At 71.6% G+C, this 21,661-nt stretch carries 24 protein-coding genes; 7 read left to right on the forward strand and 17 right to left on the reverse strand.

Translation table 11 applies throughout. The features are described 5' to 3' along the window. Window positions 1-5: 5 nt before the first annotated feature. Genes MQP27_RS24850 through MQP27_RS24905 form a run of 12 tightly spaced genes read right to left on the reverse strand, consistent with a single transcriptional unit; the run spans window position 6 to window position 12,328 of the window. Window positions 6-1,139: a thiolase family protein gene (locus MQP27_RS24850; protein ID WP_242767607.1), complete on the reverse strand. Its 1,134-nt coding sequence runs from the start codon at window positions 1,137-1,139 to the stop codon at window positions 6-8. Then, window positions 1,124-1,945: an enoyl-CoA hydratase/isomerase family protein gene (locus MQP27_RS24855; RefSeq protein ID WP_242767608.1), complete on the reverse strand. Its 822-nt coding sequence runs from the start codon at window positions 1,943-1,945 to the stop codon at window positions 1,124-1,126. The genes MQP27_RS24850 and MQP27_RS24855 overlap by 16 nt, the downstream gene beginning before the upstream one ends. Further along, window positions 1,942-3,126 carry a CaiB/BaiF CoA transferase family protein gene (locus tag MQP27_RS24860; RefSeq protein WP_242767609.1) on the reverse strand — a complete coding sequence of 395 codons (1,185 nt, stop codon included), beginning with the start codon at window positions 3,124-3,126 and terminating at the stop codon, window positions 1,942-1,944. Before MQP27_RS24860 ends, MQP27_RS24855 begins: the two co-directional genes overlap by 4 nt. Further along, the gene (locus tag MQP27_RS24865; RefSeq protein ID WP_242767610.1) at window positions 3,126-3,893 is read right to left on the reverse strand and encodes an SDR family NAD(P)-dependent oxidoreductase; all 768 of its coding nucleotides are present in this window, start codon (window positions 3,891-3,893) and stop codon (window positions 3,126-3,128) included. The genes MQP27_RS24860 and MQP27_RS24865 overlap by 1 nt, the downstream gene beginning before the upstream one ends. Further along, complete coding sequence (locus MQP27_RS24870) at window positions 3,893-5,191, reverse strand: amidohydrolase family protein (protein WP_242767611.1); 1,299 nt, start codon at window positions 5,189-5,191, stop codon at window positions 3,893-3,895. The genes MQP27_RS24865 and MQP27_RS24870 overlap by 1 nt, the downstream gene beginning before the upstream one ends. Window positions 5,192-5,216: 25 nt before the next feature. Next, window positions 5,217-5,534 carry a hypothetical protein gene (locus MQP27_RS24875; protein ID WP_242767613.1) on the reverse strand — a complete coding sequence of 106 codons (318 nt, stop codon included), beginning with the start codon at window positions 5,532-5,534 and terminating at the stop codon, window positions 5,217-5,219. Further along, window positions 5,500-5,937, reverse strand: coding sequence for a hypothetical protein (locus MQP27_RS24880; RefSeq protein WP_242767616.1), 438 nt, complete (start codon window positions 5,935-5,937; stop codon window positions 5,500-5,502). The genes MQP27_RS24875 and MQP27_RS24880 overlap by 35 nt, the downstream gene beginning before the upstream one ends. After that, window positions 5,934-6,641, reverse strand: a complete 708-nt coding sequence (locus MQP27_RS24885) for an ABC transporter ATP-binding protein (protein WP_242767618.1) — start codon at window positions 6,639-6,641, stop codon at window positions 5,934-5,936. The genes MQP27_RS24880 and MQP27_RS24885 overlap by 4 nt, the downstream gene beginning before the upstream one ends. Then, window positions 6,638-7,348, reverse strand: coding sequence for an ABC transporter ATP-binding protein (locus MQP27_RS24890; protein WP_242767620.1), 711 nt, complete (start codon window positions 7,346-7,348; stop codon window positions 6,638-6,640). Before MQP27_RS24890 ends, MQP27_RS24885 begins: the two co-directional genes overlap by 4 nt. Then, a complete protein-coding gene (locus MQP27_RS24895) occupies window positions 7,329-9,440 on the reverse strand; it encodes a branched-chain amino acid ABC transporter permease (RefSeq protein ID WP_242767621.1) in 2,112 nt (703 codons plus the stop codon). The genes MQP27_RS24890 and MQP27_RS24895 overlap by 20 nt, the downstream gene beginning before the upstream one ends. Next, entirely contained in the window at window positions 9,441-10,829 is a 1,389-nt protein-coding gene (locus MQP27_RS24900; RefSeq protein WP_242767623.1) for an ABC transporter substrate-binding protein, read from the reverse strand. Between the two features lie 44 nt (window positions 10,830-10,873). Further along, complete coding sequence (locus MQP27_RS24905; RefSeq protein ID WP_242767624.1) at window positions 10,874-12,328, reverse strand: aldehyde dehydrogenase family protein; 1,455 nt, start codon at window positions 12,326-12,328, stop codon at window positions 10,874-10,876. 168 nt (window positions 12,329-12,496) lie between these two features. Between MQP27_RS24905 and MQP27_RS24910 the strand changes: the two genes are divergently transcribed. From MQP27_RS24910 to MQP27_RS24930, 5 genes are all read left to right on the forward strand, one after another. Continuing rightward, on the forward strand, window positions 12,497-12,928 hold the full coding sequence (locus MQP27_RS24910) for a pyridoxamine 5'-phosphate oxidase family protein (RefSeq protein ID WP_242767625.1): 432 nt from the start codon (window positions 12,497-12,499) through the stop codon (window positions 12,926-12,928). A 104-nt stretch (window positions 12,929-13,032) separates the two neighbouring features. Further along, entirely contained in the window at window positions 13,033-13,605 is a 573-nt protein-coding gene (locus MQP27_RS24915) for a carboxymuconolactone decarboxylase family protein (protein WP_242767626.1), read from the forward strand. Further along, window positions 13,595-14,020 (forward strand): nuclear transport factor 2 family protein, encoded by a 426-nt coding sequence (locus MQP27_RS24920; protein WP_242767627.1) that lies wholly within the window; start codon window positions 13,595-13,597, stop codon window positions 14,018-14,020. Before MQP27_RS24915 ends, MQP27_RS24920 begins: the two co-directional genes overlap by 11 nt. After that, window positions 14,017-15,117, forward strand: coding sequence for an acyl-CoA dehydrogenase family protein (locus tag MQP27_RS24925; RefSeq protein WP_242767629.1), 1,101 nt, complete (start codon window positions 14,017-14,019; stop codon window positions 15,115-15,117). Before MQP27_RS24920 ends, MQP27_RS24925 begins: the two co-directional genes overlap by 4 nt. A 2-nt stretch (window positions 15,118-15,119) precedes the next feature. Then, window positions 15,120-15,881 carry an acyl-CoA dehydrogenase family protein gene (locus MQP27_RS24930; RefSeq protein WP_242767632.1) on the forward strand — a complete coding sequence of 254 codons (762 nt, stop codon included), beginning with the start codon at window positions 15,120-15,122 and terminating at the stop codon, window positions 15,879-15,881. Between the two features lies 1 nt (window position 15,882). Here the strand turns inward: MQP27_RS24930 and MQP27_RS24935 are convergent, their stop codons facing one another. Beyond that, complete coding sequence (locus MQP27_RS24935) at window positions 15,883-16,590, reverse strand: SDR family oxidoreductase (RefSeq protein ID WP_242767634.1); 708 nt, start codon at window positions 16,588-16,590, stop codon at window positions 15,883-15,885. Between the two features lie 101 nt (window positions 16,591-16,691). Between MQP27_RS24935 and MQP27_RS24940 the strand changes: the two genes are divergently transcribed. Continuing rightward, window positions 16,692-17,537, forward strand: a complete 846-nt coding sequence (locus MQP27_RS24940) for a helix-turn-helix transcriptional regulator (protein ID WP_242767635.1) — start codon at window positions 16,692-16,694, stop codon at window positions 17,535-17,537. Window positions 17,538-17,702: 165 nt separating this feature from the next. On the opposite strand, the gene MQP27_RS24945 is transcribed toward MQP27_RS24940, so the two are convergent. From MQP27_RS24945 to MQP27_RS24960, 4 genes are read right to left on the reverse strand one after another with little or no spacing between them, the layout of a single operon-like run. After that, complete coding sequence (locus MQP27_RS24945; RefSeq protein ID WP_242767636.1) at window positions 17,703-18,485, reverse strand: enoyl-CoA hydratase; 783 nt, start codon at window positions 18,483-18,485, stop codon at window positions 17,703-17,705. Between the two features lie 10 nt (window positions 18,486-18,495). Further along, window positions 18,496-19,671 carry an acyl-CoA dehydrogenase family protein gene (locus tag MQP27_RS24950; RefSeq protein ID WP_242767637.1) on the reverse strand — a complete coding sequence of 392 codons (1,176 nt, stop codon included), beginning with the start codon at window positions 19,669-19,671 and terminating at the stop codon, window positions 18,496-18,498. Further along, window positions 19,668-20,669 (reverse strand): acyl-CoA dehydrogenase family protein, encoded by a 1,002-nt coding sequence (locus MQP27_RS24955; RefSeq protein ID WP_242767638.1) that lies wholly within the window; start codon window positions 20,667-20,669, stop codon window positions 19,668-19,670. Before MQP27_RS24955 ends, MQP27_RS24950 begins: the two co-directional genes overlap by 4 nt. After that, window positions 20,659-20,808 carry a hypothetical protein gene (locus tag MQP27_RS24960; RefSeq protein ID WP_242767639.1) on the reverse strand — a complete coding sequence of 50 codons (150 nt, stop codon included), beginning with the start codon at window positions 20,806-20,808 and terminating at the stop codon, window positions 20,659-20,661. Before MQP27_RS24960 ends, MQP27_RS24955 begins: the two co-directional genes overlap by 11 nt. 165 nt (window positions 20,809-20,973) lie before the next feature. On the opposite strand from MQP27_RS24960, the gene MQP27_RS24965 reads away from it, so the two are divergent. Next, on the forward strand, window positions 20,974-21,645 hold the full coding sequence (locus tag MQP27_RS24965) for a TetR/AcrR family transcriptional regulator (RefSeq protein WP_242767641.1): 672 nt from the start codon (window positions 20,974-20,976) through the stop codon (window positions 21,643-21,645). The last annotated feature ends 16 nt before the right edge of the window (window positions 21,646-21,661 follow it).

The following is a 21,661-nucleotide window of genomic DNA, read 5'->3' on the forward strand; positions in this document are numbered from 1 at the left end:
CCCGGTCAGGAGATGAGTTCGACGAGGGTGGCGTTGGCCGTGCCGCCGCCCTCGCACATGGTCTGCAGGCCGTAGCGGATCCCGTGGTCGCGCATGTGGTGGATCATGCGGGTGGTCAGGACCGCGCCGGACGCCCCGAGCGGATGGCCCAGGGCGATCGCGCCGCCCAGGGGGTTGAGCAGCGCCGGGTCGGCTCCGGTCTCCGCGAGCCAGGCGAGCGGGATCGGCGCGAAGGCCTCGTTGACCTCGAAGACACCGATCTCGGGGAGGCCGACGCCGGCCTTGGCGAGCACCTTCTCGGTCGCCGGGATCGGGCCGGTCAGCATCAGCACGGGGTCGGCGCCGACCACCGCACCGGCGCGGTGGCGCACGATCGGCGTCAGGCCCAGCTCGCGCGCCTTCTCCGGTGTCGTCACCAGCAGGGCGGCCGCGCCGTCGGAGATCTGGGAGGAGTTGCCGGCGTGGATCATCCCGTCGTCGAGGAAGGCGGGCTCGAGCGCGGCCAGCTTCTCGACCGTGCTGGTCCGCCGTACGCCCTCGTCTTCCGTCACCGCACCCACGGGCACGATCTGCGCGTCGAAGGCGCCGACGTCCTGCGCGGCGGCGGCCCGCTCGTGCGAGAGCACCGCGAACTCGTCCAACTCCCCCCGCGTGAAACCCCACTTCTGCGCGATCTTCTCGGCGGAGATCCCCTGGTTGAAGGAGAAGCCGTCGTAGCGGGCGAGCACCTTCGGCCCGTACGGCATTCCGGTCGCCCGTGCCGAGCCGAGCGGCACCCGGCTCATCACCTCGACGCCGCCCGCGACGACGACGTCCTGCCGGCCCGACATGACCGCCTGGGCGGCGAAGTCGAGGGCCTGCTGGCTCGATCCGCAGGCGCGGTTCACCGTGGTCCCCGGGATCGTCTCGGGCCAGCCCGCGGCGAGGACGGCGTAGCGGCCGATGTTGCTGGACTGGTCGCCGACCTGGGAGACGCAGCCCCACACGACGTCGTCGACGAGCGCAGGGTCGATGCCGGTGCGCTCGGCGAGTGCGCCGAGCACGACGGCTGACAGGTCGGCCGCGTGCATGTCGGACAGGCCGCCGCCGCGTCTGCCCACCGGGGTCCGGACGGCCTCGACGATCACTGCTTCGCGCATGAAGGGTCCTCCCCGGGGGCCTGTCGGTACCAGCGGCCGGTGAAGCGCGGCTCGCGCTTCTCGGCGAAGGCGGCGTACGCCTCCGTCACGTCCGTCGAGGCGAAGTTGACGCTCTGGGCGCGGGCCTCACCGGCGAGGGCCTCGCGCAGGGTGCTGCCTGTGCCCTCGTTGAGGAGCGCCTTGGTCTGGGCGAGGGCGACCGGTGGGCCCGCTGCGAGCCGGTCGGCCAGGTCGGTGACGTACTTGTCGATCTCCTCGGCGGGCACCACCCAGGTCACGAGGCCCAGCGACCGCGCCTCCTCGGCGTCGACGGTCTCGGCCAACAGGGCGAGCCGCTTGGCCTGTTGGAGTCCGGCGAGCCTGGGCAGCAGCCAGCTGCCGCCGCAGTCCGGGGAGAGTCCGCGCCGGGTGAAGATCTGCGAGAAGCGGGCCTGCGGGGTGGCCACGACCAGGTCGCAGCCGAGGGCGAGGTTCCAGCCGGCGCCGACCGCGACACCGGTGACCTTGGCGATGGTCGGGACGGGCAACTCGTGCAGGAGCAGGGCGACTTCGTTGAGGTCGCGCACCTTGTCCAGGGGGTGCCGGGTGTCGTCCACGGCGGCGGTGAGGTCGGCGCCCGAGGAGAACGCTCCACCGGCGCCGGTGAGGACGAGGGCCCGTACCCCGTCGTGGGCGGCCTGGGTGAGCGCGTCCCGCAGCGCCGACCACAGCGCTCGGTCGACCGCGTTCCTCCGGTGCGGCCTGTTCAGGGTCAGGGTCCGTACGCCGCCCCGGTCGTGGGTCAGCAGTGCGGGGCCGTCGGTCACGCGTCACCCCGCAACTCCGGCTCGGTGACACCGAGTTCGGCCAGGACCCGCGCCGTGTGCTCGCCCAGTCCGGGTACGGCGCCCATCGGGGGGTCGTAGCCGGAGATGACCGGCGGCGGCAGCAGCGCCGGTACCGGTCCGGCCGGTGTGTCGACGCTGCGCCAGCGGTCGCGGGCCGCGAGGTGGGGGTGGGCGAGGACGTCCTTCGGGGTGTTGTAGCGGGAGTTGCCGATGCCGGTCTCGTCGGCGCGCCGCTGGATGTGCGCCAGGTCGTGCCGGGCGCACCAGGCCCCGATCTCGGCGTCGAGGAGGGCCCGGTGCTCGACGCGTTCGGGGTTGGTCCGGAAGCGTTCGTCGGCGGCGAGGTCGGGGCGGTTCAGCAACTCCCTTGCCAGGCGCTGCCATTCGCGGTCGTTGATGGTGCCGAGGACGACGGTGTGCCCGTCGGCGGTGCGGTAGGCGCCGTAAGGGGCGACGGCGGGTGAGCTCATGCCGATCGGGTCCGGCTCCTCACCCGAGTGCCGGGTGTACGTCAGGGGATAGCCCATGAGCTCGGTCATGGTGTCGAACAGACTCACCGCGACGGCACCGCCGCGCGCGCCCCGGCGCTCACCGGCGTACAGCAGCGCCACGATGGACAGCGCGGTGTACAGGCCGGTGCTCGCGTCCGCGATGGGCGGGCCCGGTTTGGCCGGGGCGCCGGGGTGGCCGGTGATGGCGCAGACCCCGGACTCGGCCTGGACGAGGAGGTCGTAGGCGCGTTTGTGGGAGAGCGGGCCGCCCTGTCCGTAGCCGTCGATCTCCACCGCGATCAGGTCCGGGTGACGGGTCGTCAGGTCGTCGGGGGCGATGCCGAGTTTGGCCGTCGTGCCCGGGGTGAGGTTGGAGACCAGGACGTCGGCGCGGTCGAGGAGGCGGTGCAGGATCGCCATCCCCGTCTCGGTCTTGAGGTCGAGGGCGACGGACTCCTTGCCGCGGTTGGTCCACACGAAGTGGGCGGCGAGGCCGTTCACCACGTCGTCGATGTGCCGGGCGGAGTCGCCGCCGTCCGGGTTCTCCACCTTGACGACCCTGGCGCCCAGGTCGCACAGGACCCGGGTGCACAGGGGCGCGGAGACGGCCTGTTCCAGGGCCACCACCGTCACTCCGGAAAGGGGTCCCGGCCGGTTCGAGGGGGTCATCAGATCACCAGGCCGCCGTCGACCGGCAGCACCTGGCCGGTGACGAAGGAGGCCGCGTCCGAGGCGAGGAAGACGAAGGCGCCGGCGACCTCCTCGGGCTCGGCCCAGCGGCCGAGGGGGATGCGGGCGAGCATGGTGGCGGCGAACTTCTCGTTGGTGCGGATGGTCTCGGTCATCGGGGTCGCGGCCAGCGGTGCCAGGGCGTTGACCTTGATCTGCTTGCGGGCGAACTCGCGGGCCATCGACTTGGTCATGCCGATGACCGCGGCCTTGGCGGCCGAGTAGTTGACCTGGCCGAGCGTGCCGGTGAGGCCCGCCGAGGAGGTGACGTTGATGATGCGTCCGGTGCCGTCGGTGGGCAGGAACGGCAGGGCGGCCTGCGAGCAGGTGAAGGTGCCCAGGACGTGGATGTCGAGCAGCCGGCGGAAGGTGTCCTCGTCCAGGTCGGCGAACATGGCCGGCGCGGTGACGCCGGCGTTGTTCACCAGGACGTGCAGCGTCCCGTCGGCCAGGGCGGCGGCCCGGGACACCGCGGCCTCGGCGGCGCCCCGGTCCCGTACGTCGAGCCCGGCGCTGTCGGCGATGCCCCCGGCCGCGCCGATCTTGCCGGCGACGGCCGCGGCTGCCGTCGCGTCGACGTCCGTGACCAGGACGGCCGCGCCGGCCCGCGCGAGGGCGTGCGCGACGGCGGCGCCGATGCCGCCCGCGGCCCCGGTGACCAGCGCGGACCGTCCCGTCAGGTCGAACAGCCCGTTGTCGTGGACCACTACTTGCTCGCCGCCGCTACGGCCGCGCGGGCCCGCTGCCGGAAGGCCTCCAGCTTGTCGACGGGCTCGGTGAGCTGACGGCTGCGCGGGCGGATGCTGACGTCGTGGCCCGCGGCGGCCTTGCGCAGGGCGCCGACCGTGGCCTGCTCGCGCGGGATGTGCGAGAACGGGTCGAAGGAGTACCAGCGCATCGCGTTCTCGTGGGTCATCTTCACGATGTCGGCGTCCGGGACCTCGCACTCGGTCAGCACCCCGTGCAGCTGCTCGGGGGCGTCCGGCCACAGCGAGTCGCTGTGCGGGTAGTCGCCCTCCCAGCAGATGTTGTCGATGCCGATGTCGTTGCGCAGCTTCACGCCGAGTTTGTCGGTGATGAAGCAGGTCAGGAAGTGCTCGCGGAAGACCTCGGAAGGCAGCTTGCCGCCGAAGTCCTGGAGGGTCCAGGCGGCGTGCATCTCGAAGGTGCGGTCCACGCGCTCCAGGAAGTACGGGATCCAGCCGGTGCCGCCCTCGGACAGGGCGATCTTCAGGTCGGGGTACTCCTTGATGGTGCGCGACCACAGCAGGTCGGCGGCGGCCTGGACGAGGTTGATGGGCTGGAGGGTGATCATCACGTCGGGCGGCGAGTCGACGGCCGGGATGGCGAGCCGGCCGGAGGAGCCGATGTGCACCGACAGCACGGTGCCCGTGTCGCAGGCGGCCTGCCACACCGGGTTCCAGTACGGGTCATGGAAGCTCGGGTAGCCGAGGGCCGCCGGGTTCTCCGGGAAGGTCATGGAGTGGCAGCCCTTGGCGGCGACGCGGCGGATCTCGGCGGCGGTGAGCTCGGCGCTCCAGATGGCGGGCAGGGCCATGGGGATGAAGCGGCCCGGGTAGGCGCCGCACCACTCGTCGATGTGCCAGTCGTTGTACGCCCGTACCAGCGCGAGGGAGAAGTCGGAGTCCTCGGTGGCGAACATACGGGCCGAGAAGCCCGGGAAGGACGGGAAGTTCATCTGGGCGAGGACGCCGCCCGCGTTCATGTCCTTGACGCGCTCGTGGACGTCGTAGCAGCCGGGCCGGATCTCGTCCATGCCCTGCGGGTCGAGGCCGTACTCCTCCTTGGGCCGTCCGGCGACCGCGTTGAGCGCGGCGTTGCCGACGCTGTTGTCGCGGAAGTGCCAGCGGTCGCTGCCGTCCTCGCGGTGGACGAGTTTGGGCGCGTCGTCCAGGTACTTCTTCGGCAGGTGGTTCACGAAGATGTCCGGCGGCTCGATGATGTGGTCGTCGACGCTGATGAGGATCAAGTCGTCCTTGTTCATGCGAGGTCCCTTTCGCTGAGGGGGGTCAGTCGGAGGCCGGGAGGGGTTTGGCGGCCTTGATGGTCATGGGGACGCCGTCGCAGGCGAGTTCGCCGGCTCCGGGACTGGTGCAGAGCAGCTCCAGGGCACCCTCGGCGTCGACGTAGCGCTTGCCGAGGAGGGTGACCGGGTCCGCGCCCGTGGCGGGTGCGGGCGGTGCGGTGGCGGCGGGCACCATGGGGGCGCCGCCGCAGGTCAGGGCGGGCTGCCGGCCGGCCGGGGCGCGCACCACGACCACACGGGTGGTGCACACCGTACTGGCGAGCTGGTCACCGGGGCGCGGCGTCGGTGCTGGTGAGGTCATGGTTCAGGTCCCTTTCCGACAGGCGGTCGGCGAGCACGGCGAGGTCGTAGGACTGGCGGGCCATCCAGAAGCGGAGGAAGCCGGTGAGCGAGTAGCGCAGGAAGAGGGCCGCGCCGACGACCGTCCCCGCGATGCCGCCGAGGCCTAGCGCGAGCCCGTCGCGCTGGTCGAGCGGGTTCTGGGTGTTGTGCGAGACGAAGTACGCCGACACCGCGAGGACCAGGCCGACGACCATCAGGGCGGCGCCGAGGCGCAGCCAGAGTCCGGCCCGGGCGGCGGCCGGGTCGGGGATCTTCAGGTCGGCGAGCTCACGGACGAAGCGGTCAGCGCGGGAGTCCGGGAGGCGCCCGCCGGCTGTCGTGTCCGGCTCGCGCGCGTCCGTGTGCGGCTCGGTCGGTGTCATGCGGAACTCCCCAGATAGAGGGCGGACAGTTCGTCGCGCAGCCCGCCGTCGGGGCGGCCCTGGCGTTCGATGCGGCCGCGCACGAGGACGGCCGCGTGGTCGGCGATGCCGAGGACGGCCGCCGCGAACTGCTCGACGACGAGGACCGCGACGCCCTGCCGGGCGATCTCGGCGACCTGCTCGTAGAGCCGGGAGACCACCAACGGGGCGAGTCCCATGGACAGTTCGTCGAGGAGCAGTACGGCGGGGTCGGTGGCCAGGCCGCGGGCGAGGGCGAGCATCTGCTGCTCGCCGCCGGAGAGGGTGCCCGCGATCTGTCCGGCGCGCCTGCCCAGCACCGGGAAGCGGTCGAAGGCGAGCTCCTCGATCTCCTCGCGGGTGCGGCCCGTGAAGGTCATCATCAGGAGGTTGTCGCGCACCGAGAGGTTGGGGAACACCCCGCGCCCCTCGGGGATCAGGCAGACGCCGGCCCGGGCCAGGGCGCGGGGGTCGGCGCCGGTCATCTCCCGCCCGCCGAGCACGAGTCGGCCCGACTGGACCGGATGCAGTCCGGCCGCGACGTGCAAAGTGGTCGTCTTCCCGGCGCCGTTGGGGCCGAGCAGCGCGACGACCTGCCCGGCGCCGACGCGGAGGTCGACGCCGTGCAGGACGGTGATGCCCTCGTGGGCCGCGCGCACGGCGCGCAGTTCGAGCAGAGCGTTCACACGTCCCCCAGGTAGGCCGCCAGCACCGTCTCGTCGTTCCGGATGACCTCGGGCGGTCCCACGGCGATGACCTTCCCGAGGTCGAGCACGTACACCTCGTCGCACACGCCCATCACCAGGCCCATGTCGTGCTCGACCAGGACGACCGCGGTGCCGTCCGCCGCGAGGGAGCGCAGCAGCGCCGCGAACCGCTCGGTCTCCTCCCCGTCCTGTCCGGCCGCGGGCTCGTCGAGCAGCAGCAGTTCGGGGCGTACGGCCATGGCGCGGCCGACCTCGACGAGGCGGGCGACGCCGGTGGGCAGGTTGTCGGCGCGGGTGTCGGCGATGCCGGTCAGTTCGAGCCGGTCGAGGAGGCCGTCGGCCATCTGTCGCGCCCTGCGCCGCTCGGGGCCGAGTTCCGCGGCGACCAGGAGGTTGTCGCGGACGCTCAACCGGCCGAAGAGCTCCAGGCGTTGGAAGGTGCGCGCGAGCCCGTGCCGGCAGCGCCGGGCGGGCCCGAGCCGGGTGACGTCCCGGCCGCCGAGCACCACCCGCCCGGCCTGCGGCCTGCGCAGCCCCGACACGACGTCGAACAGGGTGCTCTTGCCGGCCCCGTTGGGTCCGATGAGGCCGGTGACCGCGCCGCGCTCGGCGCTCATCCCGACGCCGTCCAGGGCACGGTTGCCGCCGTAGGAGACGGTCACCGCGCTAACTTCCAGCAGTGGCACGGACCAGCACCTCCCCGTCCTCAGGACGCCATGGGCGCCGTACACCCCACCACTCGACAGGAACGTCCGGCTCGGTCCTCGGGGCCTCGCGTGCGGCGGCCCAGGCGCGGAGCGCGAACGCGGCCACCAGGGAACCGATCAGGAAGGTCCAGCCGTTGATCGCGTCCGTCAGCCGCAGCACCCAGCCCAGGGCGAGCAGGCCCAGCAGGGCGGGCAGGGCGATCAGGTCGCGGCCGAGCGGCTCCCATTCGCGGCGGAAGCGGGCGACGATGCCCTCGGGGCTGTGGCCGAGCCCCATGCCCGCGAGGGCGGGCAGGACGGTGACGATGTTCTGGGTCCAGGAGGCCACGCCGATCAGGATGTTCGGGCCGAGGTAGGCGGTCCCGGCGAACAGGCCGTTGCCGACCGCGCCGAGACCGCCGATGACGGCGACCAGGAAGATCGGCAGTCCCGCGACCAGGTTGAACTGCTCGGCGGTGATGGTGCGTTGCTGCATGCCGTAGAGGGCGCCGCCGAGTCCGGCGATGCCCGCCGACAGGGCGAACACCAGCACCTTGGTCACCAGCAGGTTCCCGCCGAGCGTGGCGTACGCCGCCTCGCTGTCCCGCAGGGCGATCAGCCGCCGTCCGAAGCCGCCGCGCCGCAGCCAGGCGACGGACAGCGAGGCGAGGCCGAGGAACACGGCGGCGAGAACGGTCAGTTCGGCGGTGGAGTCCAGGTGCAGTCCGAACAGGTTCGGCCCGGTCATCTCCACCGAGCCCTGGTCGAAGAGGGAGACGCGGACGCCGAACAGGTGGAAGGAGGGCAGCGTGAAGATCCACCGGTCGAGGATCACCGCGAACGCCGCCGTGCCGAGGGCCAGGTACACGCCGGAGAACCGCAGCGCGGGCACCGCGATCAGCGCCCCTGCCGCCCCGGACACGGCGACCGCGGCGAGCAGCGCCCACAGCTCGCCGTGCGCGCCGAGGTGTCCCCACACGACGGCACCGATACCGGCCATGCTGAGCTGGCACAGGGAGATCTGCCCGGCGTACCCGGCGAGCGGGACGTACGACAGGGCGACGATGCCCAGAGAGAAGATGGGCCCGTAGGTGACCAGGTCGGCCTCGTCCAGCACCGTGGCCAGGACCACGCCGAACAGGACGGTCGACGCGGCGAAGACGGCCGTGCCGCGCAGACTGGGCGCCGGGACCTGCACCAGCCGCCGGTCGCGGCCGCGCAGGCGCGGGTGGCGGAACAGCAGCAGGGCGAGGAAGAGGAGCAGGGCGGGGGCAGCCAGGCGCAGACCGGGCAGGTACTGGTTCTGCGGGAGGTAGCCGGTCAGGTAGCTCTCCAGGCAGCCGACCACGATCGCGCCGGCGAAGGTGAGCGGCAGGCTGCGCAGCCGGCCGAAGACGGCGGCGGTGTAGGCGCTGACGATCAGCAGGGAGAGCTGGGAGGCGTCGAGGGCGACGGTCGGGGCGATGAGGATGCCGCCGATCGCGGCGAGCTGCGTGCCGAGGATCCAGGCGACGCGTCCGGCCCGGACCGGGTCGGCGCCGGTGAGCCGGACCAGGGCGCGGTCGTCGACGGTGGCCCGCATCTCGGCGCCCGTACGGGTGCGGTTGAGCAGGAACCACAGGCCGGCCGCGACCGCCACCGCGACCGTCATGGTGATCGCCTGGTGCCAGGTGATCGTGGCCGGGCCGAGGTGGAAGGGCTTCTTGTCGGCGAGGAACACGGAGAGCGGGCGGGGGACGTCGGGGTCCCAGATCCAGCGGGCGGCGGCGATGGCGCCGCTGAGCAGCGCCACCGTCATCACCAGCCGTTCGGCCTCGCCGAGCCGCTGCACGGGCCGCATGAGGACCCGTTCGACGACGAGGCCGAACCCCGGCGCGATTACCAGGAGCACCACCGCCAGGGCCACCGGGACCGGCCAGCCCCAGCCGACGGTGAACTGCCAGTAGCAGAACGCCGCCAGCATGCCCGCCGCGCCGTGCGCGAAGTTGAACACGCCGGTGGTGACGTAGGTGAGCACCAGGCCACTGCCGATGACCGCGTAGATGGCGGCGGTGCTCAGGCCGACGATCCCGAAGGTCAGGAACTGCTCCATCTACTTCACATCGCTCATGCTCTTGCCGACGTCGGCGAGGGTGAGGGGCTTGCCGTAGTTCCCCTTGAACTTGTACGGGGACTCGTTGCAGCGGTAGGCGCCGTCATTGGGCTGGAAGTCGGCCGGCACCCACCCCTTCGAGGTCGCCTTCTCGACGTTGAAGCAGGTCAGCGGGGCGTCGGCCTTGGACAGGTCGACGGGGGCGAGCAGTCCGCCGCCGGTCCACGCGGTCTCCTTGCGGGCCGCGTTGTACAGGCAGGTGCGGGTCAGCTGGTCGCCGCAGGAGGAGGCGGCCTTGGCGAAGAGCAGCCAGGACGCGAAGCCCCGTACGCCGGGCAGCGTCGGCTGGGCGTTGGGCGCGTACTTCTTGAAGAGGGTGACGAGTTGCTCGGTCGCCGGGTTGTCGGCGGCCTTCTCCAGCGGGTACACGCCGCTGAGGTCGGCGAAGTTGTTCTGGTAGTCGAGGGACTTGCCGGCCAGCTGGAGGAAGGCGGGACCGTACGCGTTGTTGTTGGCGTCGATCCAGTCCAGCTTGTAGTTCATGCCGGTCAGCACCTGCTCCAGCTTGGACAGACTCGCGAAGTCCCCGAGGAAGACCAGGCCCTTGACGCCCTTGCTCTTGATGGACTGCGCGTACGGCGTCCAGTCGGAGACTCCGGCGGCCGGGTAGAGATCGTGGTACGTGATCTTGGCGCCGGCGGCCTTGAGGCTCTCCTGGGCGCGCGCGTCGATGACCTTGCTGACCGCGGCGTCGCCCGCGATGGTGCCGACGGCTGAGGCGGACTTGGGGTAGGCGGTCTTCAGGAGCCACTGGTAGTAGCCGGGGTAGCGGTCGTACGAGGCGCCGCCGGTGGCGTTGAGCTGCAGGTCGGAGCCCTGGTTCTGGATCTGGCTGACCTGGGCCGGGAAGTCGGGCAGCAGACACTTCAGCCGGTCCTGGACGCCCAGGGCGTCAAGGGCGGAGCCGCCGCCGACCAGCGCGAAGTCCGACTTGCAGGCCTCCAGCATCCGCTGGCGGACCTCCATCAGCTTGGAGTCGTGGACGGTGGCCTCGATCTTGCGGCCGTTGATGCCGCCGGCCGCGTTGCACCAGGAGGTGAACACCTTGGCGGTGTCGCCGAATTCGGAGTTCTTGGTGAAGCCGACGTCGGACATGACACCGAGCTTGATCGTGTCGGCGGTGACGCCCTGGGCGGTCGCGCTCTTCGCGTCCCCCGGTCCGCAGACCTTCTTCAGGTCGCCGAAGTCGCCGCTCGTGGCCTGCTGTGCGGCCTTGGTGGGGGACGCGTCGCCGTCGCTCGCGTCACCCGCGCTGTCGTGACCGCCGCATCCGGCGACGGCCAGCAGCGCGGCCGCCGCCAGGGCGGCCGGTATTGCCTGGACTCTCACGGGGTGCCTCCTCGGTGGTGTTCCCCGGACTGCCGCGCGCTCGGTCAGCCGACCGGCACGGCAAAGGTCTTGAGCTCGAGGAACTCCTCCAGCCCCGCCACACCCATCTCGCGTCCGATACCGGACTCCTTGAACCCGCCGAACGGGGCGTCGGCGGCGAAGTAGTTGCCCCCGTTGATGCTGAACGTGCCGCTGCGGATCCGCCGGGCCACCGCGGTCGCCCGCTCCTCGTCGGCGCCCATCACCCCGCCGGACAGCCCGTACGCGGTGCCGTTGGCGATCCGGACGGCGTCGTCATCGTCGTCGTACGCGATGACGGCGAGCACCGGCCCGAAGACCTCCTCCTGGGCGATCTCGGAGTCCGGGTCGACGCCCGCGAGCAGCGTCGGCTCGTAGAAGAAGCCCTCGCGCTCGGCGGGCCGCCCGCCGGTCACCAGGCGGGCCCCGGCGGCGACCGCCCGCTCGACCATGCCGTGCACCTTGGCGCGCTGCTTCTCGCTGATCAGCGGGCCCATGTTGGTCTTCGGGTCGGCCGGGTCGCCGTAGCGCACCTTGCCGAGCATCGCCGCGACCAGGCCGACGATCTCGTCGTGCTTGTCGCGCGGGACCAGCAGCCGTGAGGTGAGCGCGCAGCCTTGTCCGGAGTGGGAGCAGATGGTGAACGCGGTGAACATGGCGGCGGTCGCGAAGTCGGCGTCGTCCAGGACGATCATCGCGGACTTGCCGCCGAGCTCCAGGAACACCCGCTTCAGGCTCGCCGAGGCCGCCGCCATGATCGCCTTGCCGACCGGGGTCGACCCGGTGAAGGTGATCATGTCGATGCCGGGATGCGTGGTGAGCAGCTGCCCGGTCTCCGGTCCCGCGGAGGTGAGGATGTTGACGACCCCTGCGGGGATGTCGGTCTCCTCGGCGATGATCCGGCCGAGCGCGAGGGTCGTCCACGGCGTGTCGGGGGCGCCCTTGAGCACCACCGTGCAGCCGGCGGCGAGCGCGGGGGCGAGCTTGGCGATGGCCAGCTGGTTGGGGAAGTTGTACGGCAGGATGGCCGCGACGACCCCGGAGGCCTCCTTCTCCACCCAGCGGCGGTGGGTCAGGCCCCGGCTCTCCAGCTCGGGCAACTCCTCGCGGAACTCGTAGCGTTCGAGCAGGGAGGCGTAGTACTTGACCATCTCGATCGGCTCGTCGAGCTGGGGACCGTGGGTGAGCTGACGGGGCGCGCCCACCTCGGCGATGGTCAACTCCCGCAGTTCCTCGCGGTGTTCGTGCAGCGCGTCGTAGAACTGGCGCAGGCAGCGCAGCCGCAGTTCGCGGTCGCGCATCCAGTCGGTCGTGTCGAAGGCCCGGCGGGCGGCCGCGACGGCCGCCTCGACATGGCCGGCCTCCGCGTCGGACGCCGTCCCCAGCACCTTCCCGGTGGACGGATCGACGGTCTCGAAGCTGCGCCCCGCAGCCACGAGCTCCCCGTCGATCAACAGCCGGTCCTCATGGAAAAGACTCACGGCTCCCCATCTCTTCTGGGTGTCACAGGCTCTGCTTGCCATGGCCCTGCCTGCGGTGGAAAGTAGCTTCTCACTAGATGAGAAGCAACCTGTCGCGCAGGAGAATTAGGCATTCACACGAGAGCGGGAGGAATCATGCCCGGTCAACGCAGGGGTACCGCCATCGCCATGTCCGGCGAAGAACAGGACACTTTTCTGCGCAGCCGACCCATCTGCCGCGTGGCCACCGTCGGCCCCGGCGGGCATCCGCATGCCGGCGCGCTCTGGTTCGTCTGGGACGGAACCGCGCTCTGGCTCAACTCCCTCACCCGCAGCCAGCGTTGGACCGACCTGGGGCGCGATCCGCGGCTCAGCGTGCTGGTCGACGACGGGGGGTTCGAGTTCCTCCAGCTGCGGGGCGTCGAGCTGCTCGGGAGCGCGGAGGTGGTCGGGGAGGTGCCGCGGAAGGGTGCGGCGGTGACGGAGCTCGCCGAGCCGGAGCGGCTCTTCGCCGAGAAGTACATGGGCGGCGGCGACTTCCGGTACGACGGCCGGCACGGGTGGCTGCGACTGCGGCCGGAGAAGGTCGTCAGCTGGGACTTCGGGAAGCTGCGGGCGTGATGGTTGACGGGGTGGCGGCGGGGGTGAAAATCTGACAGTCGGAAATGAGAATGCCATTCTCAGTGCTATGTGACATAGCACTGATCCACACCGAGGGAGCCCGCATGCCGCCCCGCCTCCCCCCACTCCCGGCCGACCAGTGGACCGACCGCACCCGTGACGTCCTCTCCGCCCTGCTCCCCCGCAGCATGCGCAACGCCGAGGCGGCTGGCAGCATGCTCTCCACGCTGGTCCGCCATCCCGACCTGACCGGGGCGTTCCTCCCGTTCAGTACGTACTTCCTGGTCCACTCGACGCTGCCGGACCGCCTGCGCGAGCTGGTGGTCCTGCGGGTCGCCAGGCGCCGCGACTGCGCCTACGAGTGGACCCACCACTTCCACGCGGCCCAGCAGCTGGGCCTGACCGAGGCGGAGATCGAGGCGGCCGGGCAGGGCAAGGCGGCGGATCCGCTGGAGAGCCTGGTCCTGGGCGCCGTCGACGAGCTGGAGGACGGCCACGACGTCTCGGACGCCACCTGGGCCGCCCTCGCCGAGCGGCTGTCCGAGCACCAGCTGATGGACCTGGTGTTCACCGTGGGGGCGTACGGCCTGATGGCGACGGCCTTCAACACCTTCGGCATCCGGCCCGAACACGACGCGCGCGAGCGTGCGGAGAGAAGGAGTGCCCGTGGCAAGTGACGCCACCACCGACGACCTCGTGGAGATCCAGCAGCTCCTCGCCCGTTACGCGGTGACCATCACCCGGGGCGACATCGACGGGCTCCTCACGGTCTTCACCCCGGACGGAACGTACAGCGCGTTCGGCGACACCTATCCGCTCACCGACTTCCCCGACCTGGTGGCCGCCGCCCCCAAGGGCCTGTTCCTCACCGGCACACCGCTCGTCGAGCTGTCCGGGGACACCGCGAGCGGCACCCAGCCGCTGTGCTTCGTCGACCACGCCACGCACGACATGCGCATCGGCTACTACGACGACACCTACGTCCGCACCGCCGACGGCTGGCGGCTGCGCACACGGGCCATGACCTTCATCCGCCGCAGCGGCGCGCACGACTCGGGGCGCCCGCACGCGTTCGAACTCCCCGGCGTATGAGCGCCTTCACCACGGCGGCGGAGTTCCGCACCGCCGTCCAGGCCTGGCTCGACGAGCACGACCTCGCCCCGGGCCCCGATCGCTCGCTGGACGCGCAGGTCGCCCAACTGGCCCGGGTGCGCCGGGCGTTGTTCGACGCGGACTGGATGCGGTACGGCTGGCCGGAGCGGGTCGGCGGGCTCGGCGGCCCCGCCGTCCTCCGGGCGGTGCTCGGCGAGGAGGTCGCCACCCGCGGCCTCGCGGAGCCCGGCATATACTCCATGGTCGAGGTCCTCACCCCGACGCTCATCTCCTACGCCAGTCCCGATCTGGCCGCCGAAATGGTCCCGTTGCTGCTGAGCGGCCGGGAGCAGTGGTGCCAGGGCTTCTCCGAGCCGGGCTCGGGCAGCGATCTCGCCTCCCTCACCACCCGCGCCGTCCCGCAGGGCGACCACTGGGTGGTCAACGGCCAGAAGGTGTGGACGAGCCTCGCCCAGTACGCGGCCCGCTGCGTCCTGCTCACCCGCACCGCGCCCGGGCACGACGGCATCACCGCCTTCTTCGTCGACATGGACACCCCGGGCATCACCGTCCGTCCGCTGCGCACGATGCACGGCGTGGACGAGTTCGCCGAGGTCTTCTTCGACGACGTGATCGTGCCCGCCGACCGGATGCTCGGCCGCCCCGGCGACGGCTGGCGCCTGGCGATGGACCTGCTTCCGCACGAGCGCTCCACCTGCTTCTGGCACCGCGTCGCCCACCTCTACACCCGCCTCGACCGCCTGCTCGACCAGACCGAGGCCCCGGACGACGCGGCCCTCGGCGCCGCCTACCTCGCCCTGCACACGGTCCGCTGCCGCTCGCACGCGACCCAGCGGCGGCTGGCGGACGGGGCCGCGCTGGGCCCGGAGACCTCCGTCGACAAGGTGCTGCTGGCCACCGCGGAGCAACAACTCTTCGAGACGGTACGGGACTTGCTGCCCGGGGTCGTGGAGCTGACCGGGTCGCCCTGGCGCTCGGAGTACCTCTACGCGCGGGCGGCCACCATCTACGGCGGCACCGCCGAGATCCAGCGCAACATCATCGCCCGCCGCCTGCTCGACCTGGGGAGGGACTGACCATGGACCCCGCCGAGGTGGAGCTCCTCACCGAGACGCTCCGCAAGACGATGACCACGGTGGCCTCCGGCCCCGCCCTGGACACCGCCCTCCTGGAGCTGGGATGGCGGGAGCTGCTCGCCGAGTATCCGGAGGTGGCGGTACCGACCGTGTTCCGGCTGCTCGGCGAGACGGGAGCGCATGCCTCGGTGCTCACCGATGTGGTCGGCGCGGTGCCCCTGCCGTATGCGGGCGGCCGGTGGGTGGAGTGGGGACAGGGCGCTACGGCGCCCGGCGCCGGGCTGGACGAGGAGCTGCCCCTGCGGCTCCTGCCGGCCGGCCGTCCCGTGCCCGTGGCCGCGGGCCGCCGTGCCGTCGGCTGGTGGCTCCTCGGCACCGGGCGGGCCATGCTGACGCTCGCCCGCGGGCACGCCCTGGACCGCGTCCAGTTCGGCCGGCCCCTCGCCTCGTTCCAGGCGGTACGGCACCGGCTCGCGGAGACCCTTGTGGCGCTGGAGGGCGCCGAGGCCGTCCTCGCGGTCGCCGAGGACGGCCTGGGTTCGCTGCTGGCCAAGGCGGCGGCCGGGCAGGCGGCGCTGACGGCGGCCCGGCACTGCCAGCAGGTGCTGGGCGGGATCGGGTTCACCGCCGAGCACCCGCTGCACCGGCATGTGCGCCGGGCCGTCGTACTGGACGGACTGCTGGGCAGCGCACGGGAGTTGACGCGGGAGGCCGGGGCGCTGCTGCGCGCGGAGGGCGCGGCGCCCCGGCTGGTCCAGCTGTGAGTCACCAGGGCAGCGGGCCGTTGATGTCGAAGAAGCCGCCGGTCGGGCCGTCGGGCGCGACCTGCGCCATCCGGACGATGATCTCGGCGGCCTCCTCGACGGTCTGGGTGCCTGTGTTGCCGTTCAGGTCCGTCCTGGTGAAGCCGGGCTCGACGGAGTTGATCCGCATGCCCGGGAAGGCCTTGGCGTACTGCACGGTGAGCATGTTGACCGCGGCCTTCGAGGTCGGGTAGGCGATGCCCGGGTAGAAGTGCGCGGGGTGGTCGGGGTCGGAGAGGTGGGTCAGCGAGGCGAGGCCGCTGCTGACGTTGACCACGACGGGCGCGGCCGAGCGCTCCAGCAGGGGCAGGAAGGCGTGCAGCACGCGGACGACGCCGAAGACGTTCGTCTCGAAGGTGTTCCGCATCTGGTCGCCGGTGACGGTCGCGGCGACCGGCACGCCGTTGTCCTCGGTCCTGGTCTCGATGCCGGCGTTGTTGATCAGTACGTCGAGGCCGCCGGCGGCCTCGACGGTCTTGGCCGCGGCCTCGACGGTGGCGTCGTCGGTGACGTCGAGGAGGACGAACCGTGCGCCCAGTTCCTCGGCGGCCCGCCGTCCGCGTTCGGCGTCGCGGGCGCCGACGTACACGGTGTGACCTGCTTCGACGAGTCGGCGGGCGGTCTCGCGGCCGATGCCCTTGTTCGCTCCGGTGATCAGTGTTGTCGTCATGCGTCCAGCCTGCGTCGCGCCGCCGCGGGCAGCCAGAAGTCCCTTCTTCCTGGGACCGGCGGTACCAGGCACCGGGGCGGCCGGCGGTGTTCACTGGAGGCATGGCTGCCACGGAACTGGGACAGGCGCTGCGGCGCTGGCGCGACCGGGTCTCCCCGGACGCGGCGGGGCTGCCCTCGGGCGGTCAGCGGCGCGCGGCGGGGCTGCGGCGCGAGGAGCTGGCCCTGCTGGCCGGGATCTCGGTCGACTACGTCACGCGGCTCGAACAGGGCCGTGCGGTGAACCCGTCCGTGCAGGTCGTCGAGGCGCTGGCGCGGGCGCTGCGGCTGTCCGGGGACGAGCGGGAGTATCTGTTCCGGCTGGCGGAGCTGGTGCCTCCCGGTCCCGACGTGGTGCCGGGGTATCTGTCGCCGAGTGTGCAGCGGCTGCTGGACCGGCTGGTGGACACGCCCGTCGGCGTCTCCGACGCGGCGATGAACCTGCTGGTGGCCAATCCGATGTACGCGGCGCTGATGGGCGATCCGTCCGGCCTGCGCGGCTTCGAACGCAACGGTGTGTGGCGCAACTTCACGGGCTGGCCGACCCGGGTCCGGCACACGCCGGAGGAGCACCGCGCCTTCGAGGTGGGCCTGGTCGCGGAACTTCGGGCGACGCACGCGCACTATCCCGCGGACCGCCAACTCCAGCGCCTGATCGCTGAGTTGCGCACGAAGAGCGAGCGGTTCGCCGAGCTCTGGGACGAGGGGGTGGTCGGCCGCCTGGAGGCCTCCCGCAAGACGATCGAGCATCCCCAGGTGGGCCTGCTGACCCTGGACTGCGACCTGCTCCGCGTGGACGGCAACGACCTCCACATCCTCGTCTACTCGGCCGAACCCGGCACGGAGGCCGCGGAGAAGCTGCAGCTGATCTCGGTGCTGGGCACACAGAGCTTGGTGGGGCAGGGCTAGGCGTACTGCCCTGTGAGGCTGGGAACTCGACCCGACGCTCTGTTTCTGATGGGTAGGGGCGGGCTTAGGCCCACTCGTCGAGCAAGGTGCGCTCGGCCTACGGGTTCCCGGGCGCGGACGTGGTGGAGCTGATCGCCACGCGGGACTGGTGAGGGAGCGGCGGGGCTAGCGGAGCTTCTCCTTCATTTCGTCCAGTTTCGCCAGGACCGGATAGCCGCTGACGCTCAGCGCGTTGCCGTGGCCGGTCTGGTGGATGTCGAAGACGGACTGGATGGCGGCGTAGAAGCCCTGTACGTCCTGGGTCTGGTTGACGGCGCGCTTGGCCTGGCGCAGTCCGAAGGCCGGCATCGCGGCGATCTGCTCGGCGAGTTCACGCGCCGCGTCGTCCAGTTCGGCGCGCGGTACGACCCGGTTGACCATGCCGACCTTCTCGGCTTCCTCGGCGGTCAGCGGGCGCCCGGTGAAGAGGATCTCCTTGGCCTTGCGCGGCCCCAACTCCCAGGTGTGGCCGTGGTATTCGACGCCGCCGATGCCCATGGTGACGACGGGGTCGGAGAACAGGGCGTCCTCGGCGGCCACGATCAGGTCGCACGGCCAGCACAGCATCAGCCCGCCGGCGATGCAGCGGCCCTGGACCGCGGCGACGGACGGCTTCGGCACGTTGCGCCAGCGCAGCGTGTATTCCAGATACCGGCGGTTCTCGGCCCGGTAGATCCACTCCAGCGTGATCTCCTTGGGCGCCGGCCAGCGGTCCTTGAGGTCGTGCCCAGCGGAGAAGTGCTTCCCCTCGGCGCGCAGCACGATCACCTTCACCTCCTCGTCCTCGGCGGCCCGCGTCCACGCGGCGTCGAGTTCGTCGAGCAGGTCCATGTTCTGGGCGTTGGCGACCTCGGGGCGGTTCAGGGTGATGGTGGCGATACGGTCCTTGACCTCGTACAGGATGTGCACGGGTGTCTCCTCAGCGTCGGGGCAGACCGAGCACCCGCTCGGCGATGATCGTGCGCTGGATCTCGGACGTGCCGCCGGCGATGGTGCCGCCGAAGCTGCGGGCGTAGCGGTGGAACCAGCTGGCGGAGTCGTCGTCGAAGGCCATGTGGTGGTACGGCGCGGTCGGCGCCGGATGGTCGAGGCCGTCCGCGCCGGCCGCGTCCAGGACGTGTTCCAGGGCCTGTTGCGCGGCCTCGGACCCGAACACCTTCAGCACGGACAGCGCCGGTACGTCCTGTTCGCCGCGGGCGGCGCGGGCGAGCGCGGCCGAGCCGAGCAGCCGTAGCGCCTGGAGGTCCATGACGAGGGTGGCGTACCAGTCCTTGTCCAGGGCGTTGGTCGGCCGGAAGTCGCGTACCGCTGCCTCCAGCCGCTCCGCCTCGCCCAGCCACATCAGGGTGCGTTCGTGCCCGAGCGAGCCGTTCGCCACCCGCCAGCCCTGGTTGAGGGGGCCGACGAGGTTCTCGGCCGGGACACGGACGTTCTCGAAGAAGACCTCGTTGAAGTCCTTGTGGTCGGGGCCGGTGTAGGAGGCGAAGGGGCGGCGGGTCACGCCCGGGGTGTCGGTGGGGACGATCAGGACGCTGATGCCCTTGTGCTTGGGCGCGTCCGGGTCGGTGCGGACGAAGGTGAGCAGCACGTCGGCGTCGTGCGCGCCGGACGTCCAGACCTTCTGCCCGTTGACGGTGAAGTGGTCGCCGTCGAGTTCGGCGCGGGTGCGCAGGGAGGCGAGGTCGGATCCCGCGCCGGGTTCGCTCATGCCGAGGGCGGCGGTGAGCTCGGCGCGCAGGATGGGCACGGCCCAGCGGTGTTTCTGCTCCTCGGTGCCGAAGGAGAGCAGCGAGGCGGCGATGATGCCGACGCCCTGCGGGTTGAAGCTGTGGCAGATACGGCGCCGGGACAGCTCCTCGCGATGGACGAACTGCTGGATGACGCCCGCGTTGCGGCCGCCGAACTCGGGCGGGTTGCCGGGCAGCAGCCAGCCCTCGTCGAACTGGAGGCGCTGCCAGCGGCGGGCCCACTCGGGGAGGTGGGCGGTGGAGCGGGACCGTTCGGCGGCCTCGGCCTCGGTGGGCAGGTTGGCGTCGAGGAAGGCGGCGAACTCGGCGCGGAACTCCTCGACCTCGGTGTCGAAGGACAGCTTCATGACACCTCCCCCGCGAGCTGTGCCTCGGTGATCAGTGCCCGGTGCTCGGCGGCGCCGCCCAGCATCAGCTCACCCGCCTTGGCCCGTTTGACGGCGAACTGCAGATCGTTCTCCCAGGTGTGCCCCATCGCGCCGAACAGCTGCACGGCGTTGCGGAACACCACGGACTGGCACTCCCCCGCCGACGCCTTCGCCATGGACGCGGCGATACGGCGGCGGGGGTCGTCCTCGGCGACGGTCAGCGCGGCGAAGTAGGCGAGGGCGCGGGCCCGTTCGAGGGCGACGTGCATGTCGGCCGCCTTGTGCTGCACGGCCTGGAAGGAGCCGATCGGGGCGTCGAACTGGTGCCGGGTGCGGACGTGGTCGAGAACCAGGTCGAGGGCCCGCCGGCAGGCGCCCACCATGGTCAGGGCCATGCCGGTGAGGGCGATGTGCCGGGCCCTTTCCGGGTCCGCCGCGGTCCGGGCGCCGGCCCCGACCCGCACCTGCGCGAGGGTGACGTCGGCGAGGTGCAGGACCGGGTCGAAGGCAGGAGTGCGCACGGCGGTCGCCTCGCTGGCGGGGACCACGAAGACGCCGGCGTCGGTGACCACGGCGAGCAGGTCGGCCCGGTCCCCGTCGAGGACATGCCGGGCGGTGCCGTCCAGCACCCAGCCGTCGCCCTCGGGGGTGGCGGTGATCCCGGTGTGGACGGCGGCGCCGGACTGGTCGGGGTCGGCGTACCCGGGGGCGAGCGGGCCGAACTGGGTGAGCGTGGCCAGGTAGGGCGTCGGGTCGGTGGCCCGGCCGAGCTCCTCCAGGACGATCGCCAGCTCGACCGCGTCGGCGGGGTCGGTCAGCTCGGTCCAGCCCAGATCGGCGTAGACCCGCCACAGCGGCGACGGGTCGGCGCCCGCGTCGGCGACGGCGCGCACCAGCGTCGGCGGGCACTCCTTGAGGACGGCCTTGTGCACGGTGTCCTGCCACAGCCGCTGTTCGGCATCGAACTCAAACAGCATCCGGGCCCCCGAGCACGAAGACCCCGGCCAGCACCGCTCCGACCAGCACGGCTCCGGTGAGGAGAGCCCCGACGAGCAGGCCCTCGACCACCGGCCTCAACTGCCCGACCCCGTGGTCGGTCCGCACGTCCCTCGCCACGAACGGCCTCCTCGCTGGAGAACATGGAGTACATGGAGAACATGATGGAAAACCTGGTGGAGAATATGATTCTCGCTATTGGGAATCCACAGTCTCCTCCACATCGTCGGAGGTGTCCAGCATGGACGCAGGATGCTGCCGCTAGACTGCAGTAATGTTCTCCCCATGGCACAGAAGGCGGACCAGCCCGTGAGCACCCCGACCGAGGAACCGGCCTGGAAGCAGCGCGCGGTGGAGCGCTCGACCCAGGCGGCGAAACGTCGGGCCGAGCAGAGGGTCGAGCGCTTCCTCGACGCGGCCCAGGCGATCATGGCGGAGAAGGGCACGACGGACTTCACCGTGCAGGAGGTGGTCGACCGGTCGAAGCAGTCGCTGCGCAGCTTCTACCAGCACTTCGACGGCAAGCACGAGCTCCTGCTCGCGCTGTTCGAGGACGCAATGAGCAAGTCGGCCGACCAGCTGCGCGCGAGCGCGGCCGAGCAGTCGAACCCGCTGGAGCGGGTGCGGGTCGTCGTCCAGGAGCTGTTCGACAGCTCGCGTCCGGACCCGTCCGGCCGGCAGGGACCGCTGTTCAGCGACTTCGCGCTGCGCCTGCTGGTCTCGCACCCGGCCGAGATGCGGGTGGCGAACGCTCCGCTGCTCGCGCTGTTCACCGAGCTGATGACGGAGCTGGAGGAGGCCGGGCTGCTGCGTCCGGGCTTCAAGGCCCGTCGGGTGGCGGCGCTGACCATGCAGACCGTCATGTTCAACGCCCAGTCCAGCGGCCAGGACGGCGCCCATCCGCTCACCGCGGAGGAGATCTGGGACTTCTGCGCGAAGGGCTTCACGCTCAGCTAGGGCGCGCCCGGCGGGC

The sequence above is a fragment of the Streptomyces cylindrosporus genome, from assembly GCF_022698165.1.
Taxonomy (GTDB): domain Bacteria; phylum Actinomycetota; class Actinomycetes; order Streptomycetales; family Streptomycetaceae; genus Streptomyces; species Streptomyces cylindrosporus.

Bases quoted from the DNA above. Each gene is read 5' to 3' on its own strand.
- MQP27_RS24875 (WP_242767613.1), bottom strand. From the start codon at position 5,534: ATGACCTCACCAGCACCGACGCCGCGCCCCGGTGACCAGCTCGCCAGT.
- MQP27_RS24895 (WP_242767621.1), bottom strand. From the start codon at position 9,440: ATGGAGCAGTTCCTGACCTTCGGGATCGTCGGCCTGAGCACCGCCGCC.
- MQP27_RS24910 (WP_242767625.1), top strand. From the start codon at position 12,497: ATGTCCGGCGAAGAACAGGACACTTTTCTGCGCAGCCGACCCATCTGC.
- MQP27_RS24870 (WP_242767611.1), bottom strand. From the start codon at position 5,191: ATGAACAAGGACGACTTGATCCTCATCAGCGTCGACGACCACATCATC.
- MQP27_RS24860 (WP_242767609.1), bottom strand. From the start codon at position 3,126: ATGACCCCCTCGAACCGGCCGGGACCCCTTTCCGGAGTGACGGTGGTG.
- MQP27_RS24850 (WP_242767607.1), bottom strand. From the start codon at position 1,139: ATGCGCGAAGCAGTGATCGTCGAGGCCGTCCGGACCCCGGTGGGCAGA.
- MQP27_RS24940 (WP_242767635.1), top strand. From the start codon at position 16,692: ATGGCTGCCACGGAACTGGGACAGGCGCTGCGGCGCTGGCGCGACCGG.
- MQP27_RS24880 (WP_242767616.1), bottom strand. From the start codon at position 5,937: ATGACACCGACCGAGCCGCACACGGACGCGCGCGAGCCGGACACGACA.
- MQP27_RS24950 (WP_242767637.1), bottom strand. From the start codon at position 19,671: ATGAAGCTGTCCTTCGACACCGAGGTCGAGGAGTTCCGCGCCGAGTTC.
- MQP27_RS24965 (WP_242767641.1), top strand. From the start codon at position 20,974: ATGGCACAGAAGGCGGACCAGCCCGTGAGCACCCCGACCGAGGAACCG.
- MQP27_RS24930 (WP_242767632.1), top strand. From the start codon at position 15,120: ATGGACCCCGCCGAGGTGGAGCTCCTCACCGAGACGCTCCGCAAGACG.
- MQP27_RS24925 (WP_242767629.1), top strand. From the start codon at position 14,017: ATGAGCGCCTTCACCACGGCGGCGGAGTTCCGCACCGCCGTCCAGGCC.
- MQP27_RS24915 (WP_242767626.1), top strand. From the start codon at position 13,033: ATGCCGCCCCGCCTCCCCCCACTCCCGGCCGACCAGTGGACCGACCGC.
- MQP27_RS24955 (WP_242767638.1), bottom strand. From the start codon at position 20,669: ATGCTGTTTGAGTTCGATGCCGAACAGCGGCTGTGGCAGGACACCGTG.
- MQP27_RS24935 (WP_242767634.1), bottom strand. From the start codon at position 16,590: ATGACGACAACACTGATCACCGGAGCGAACAAGGGCATCGGCCGCGAG.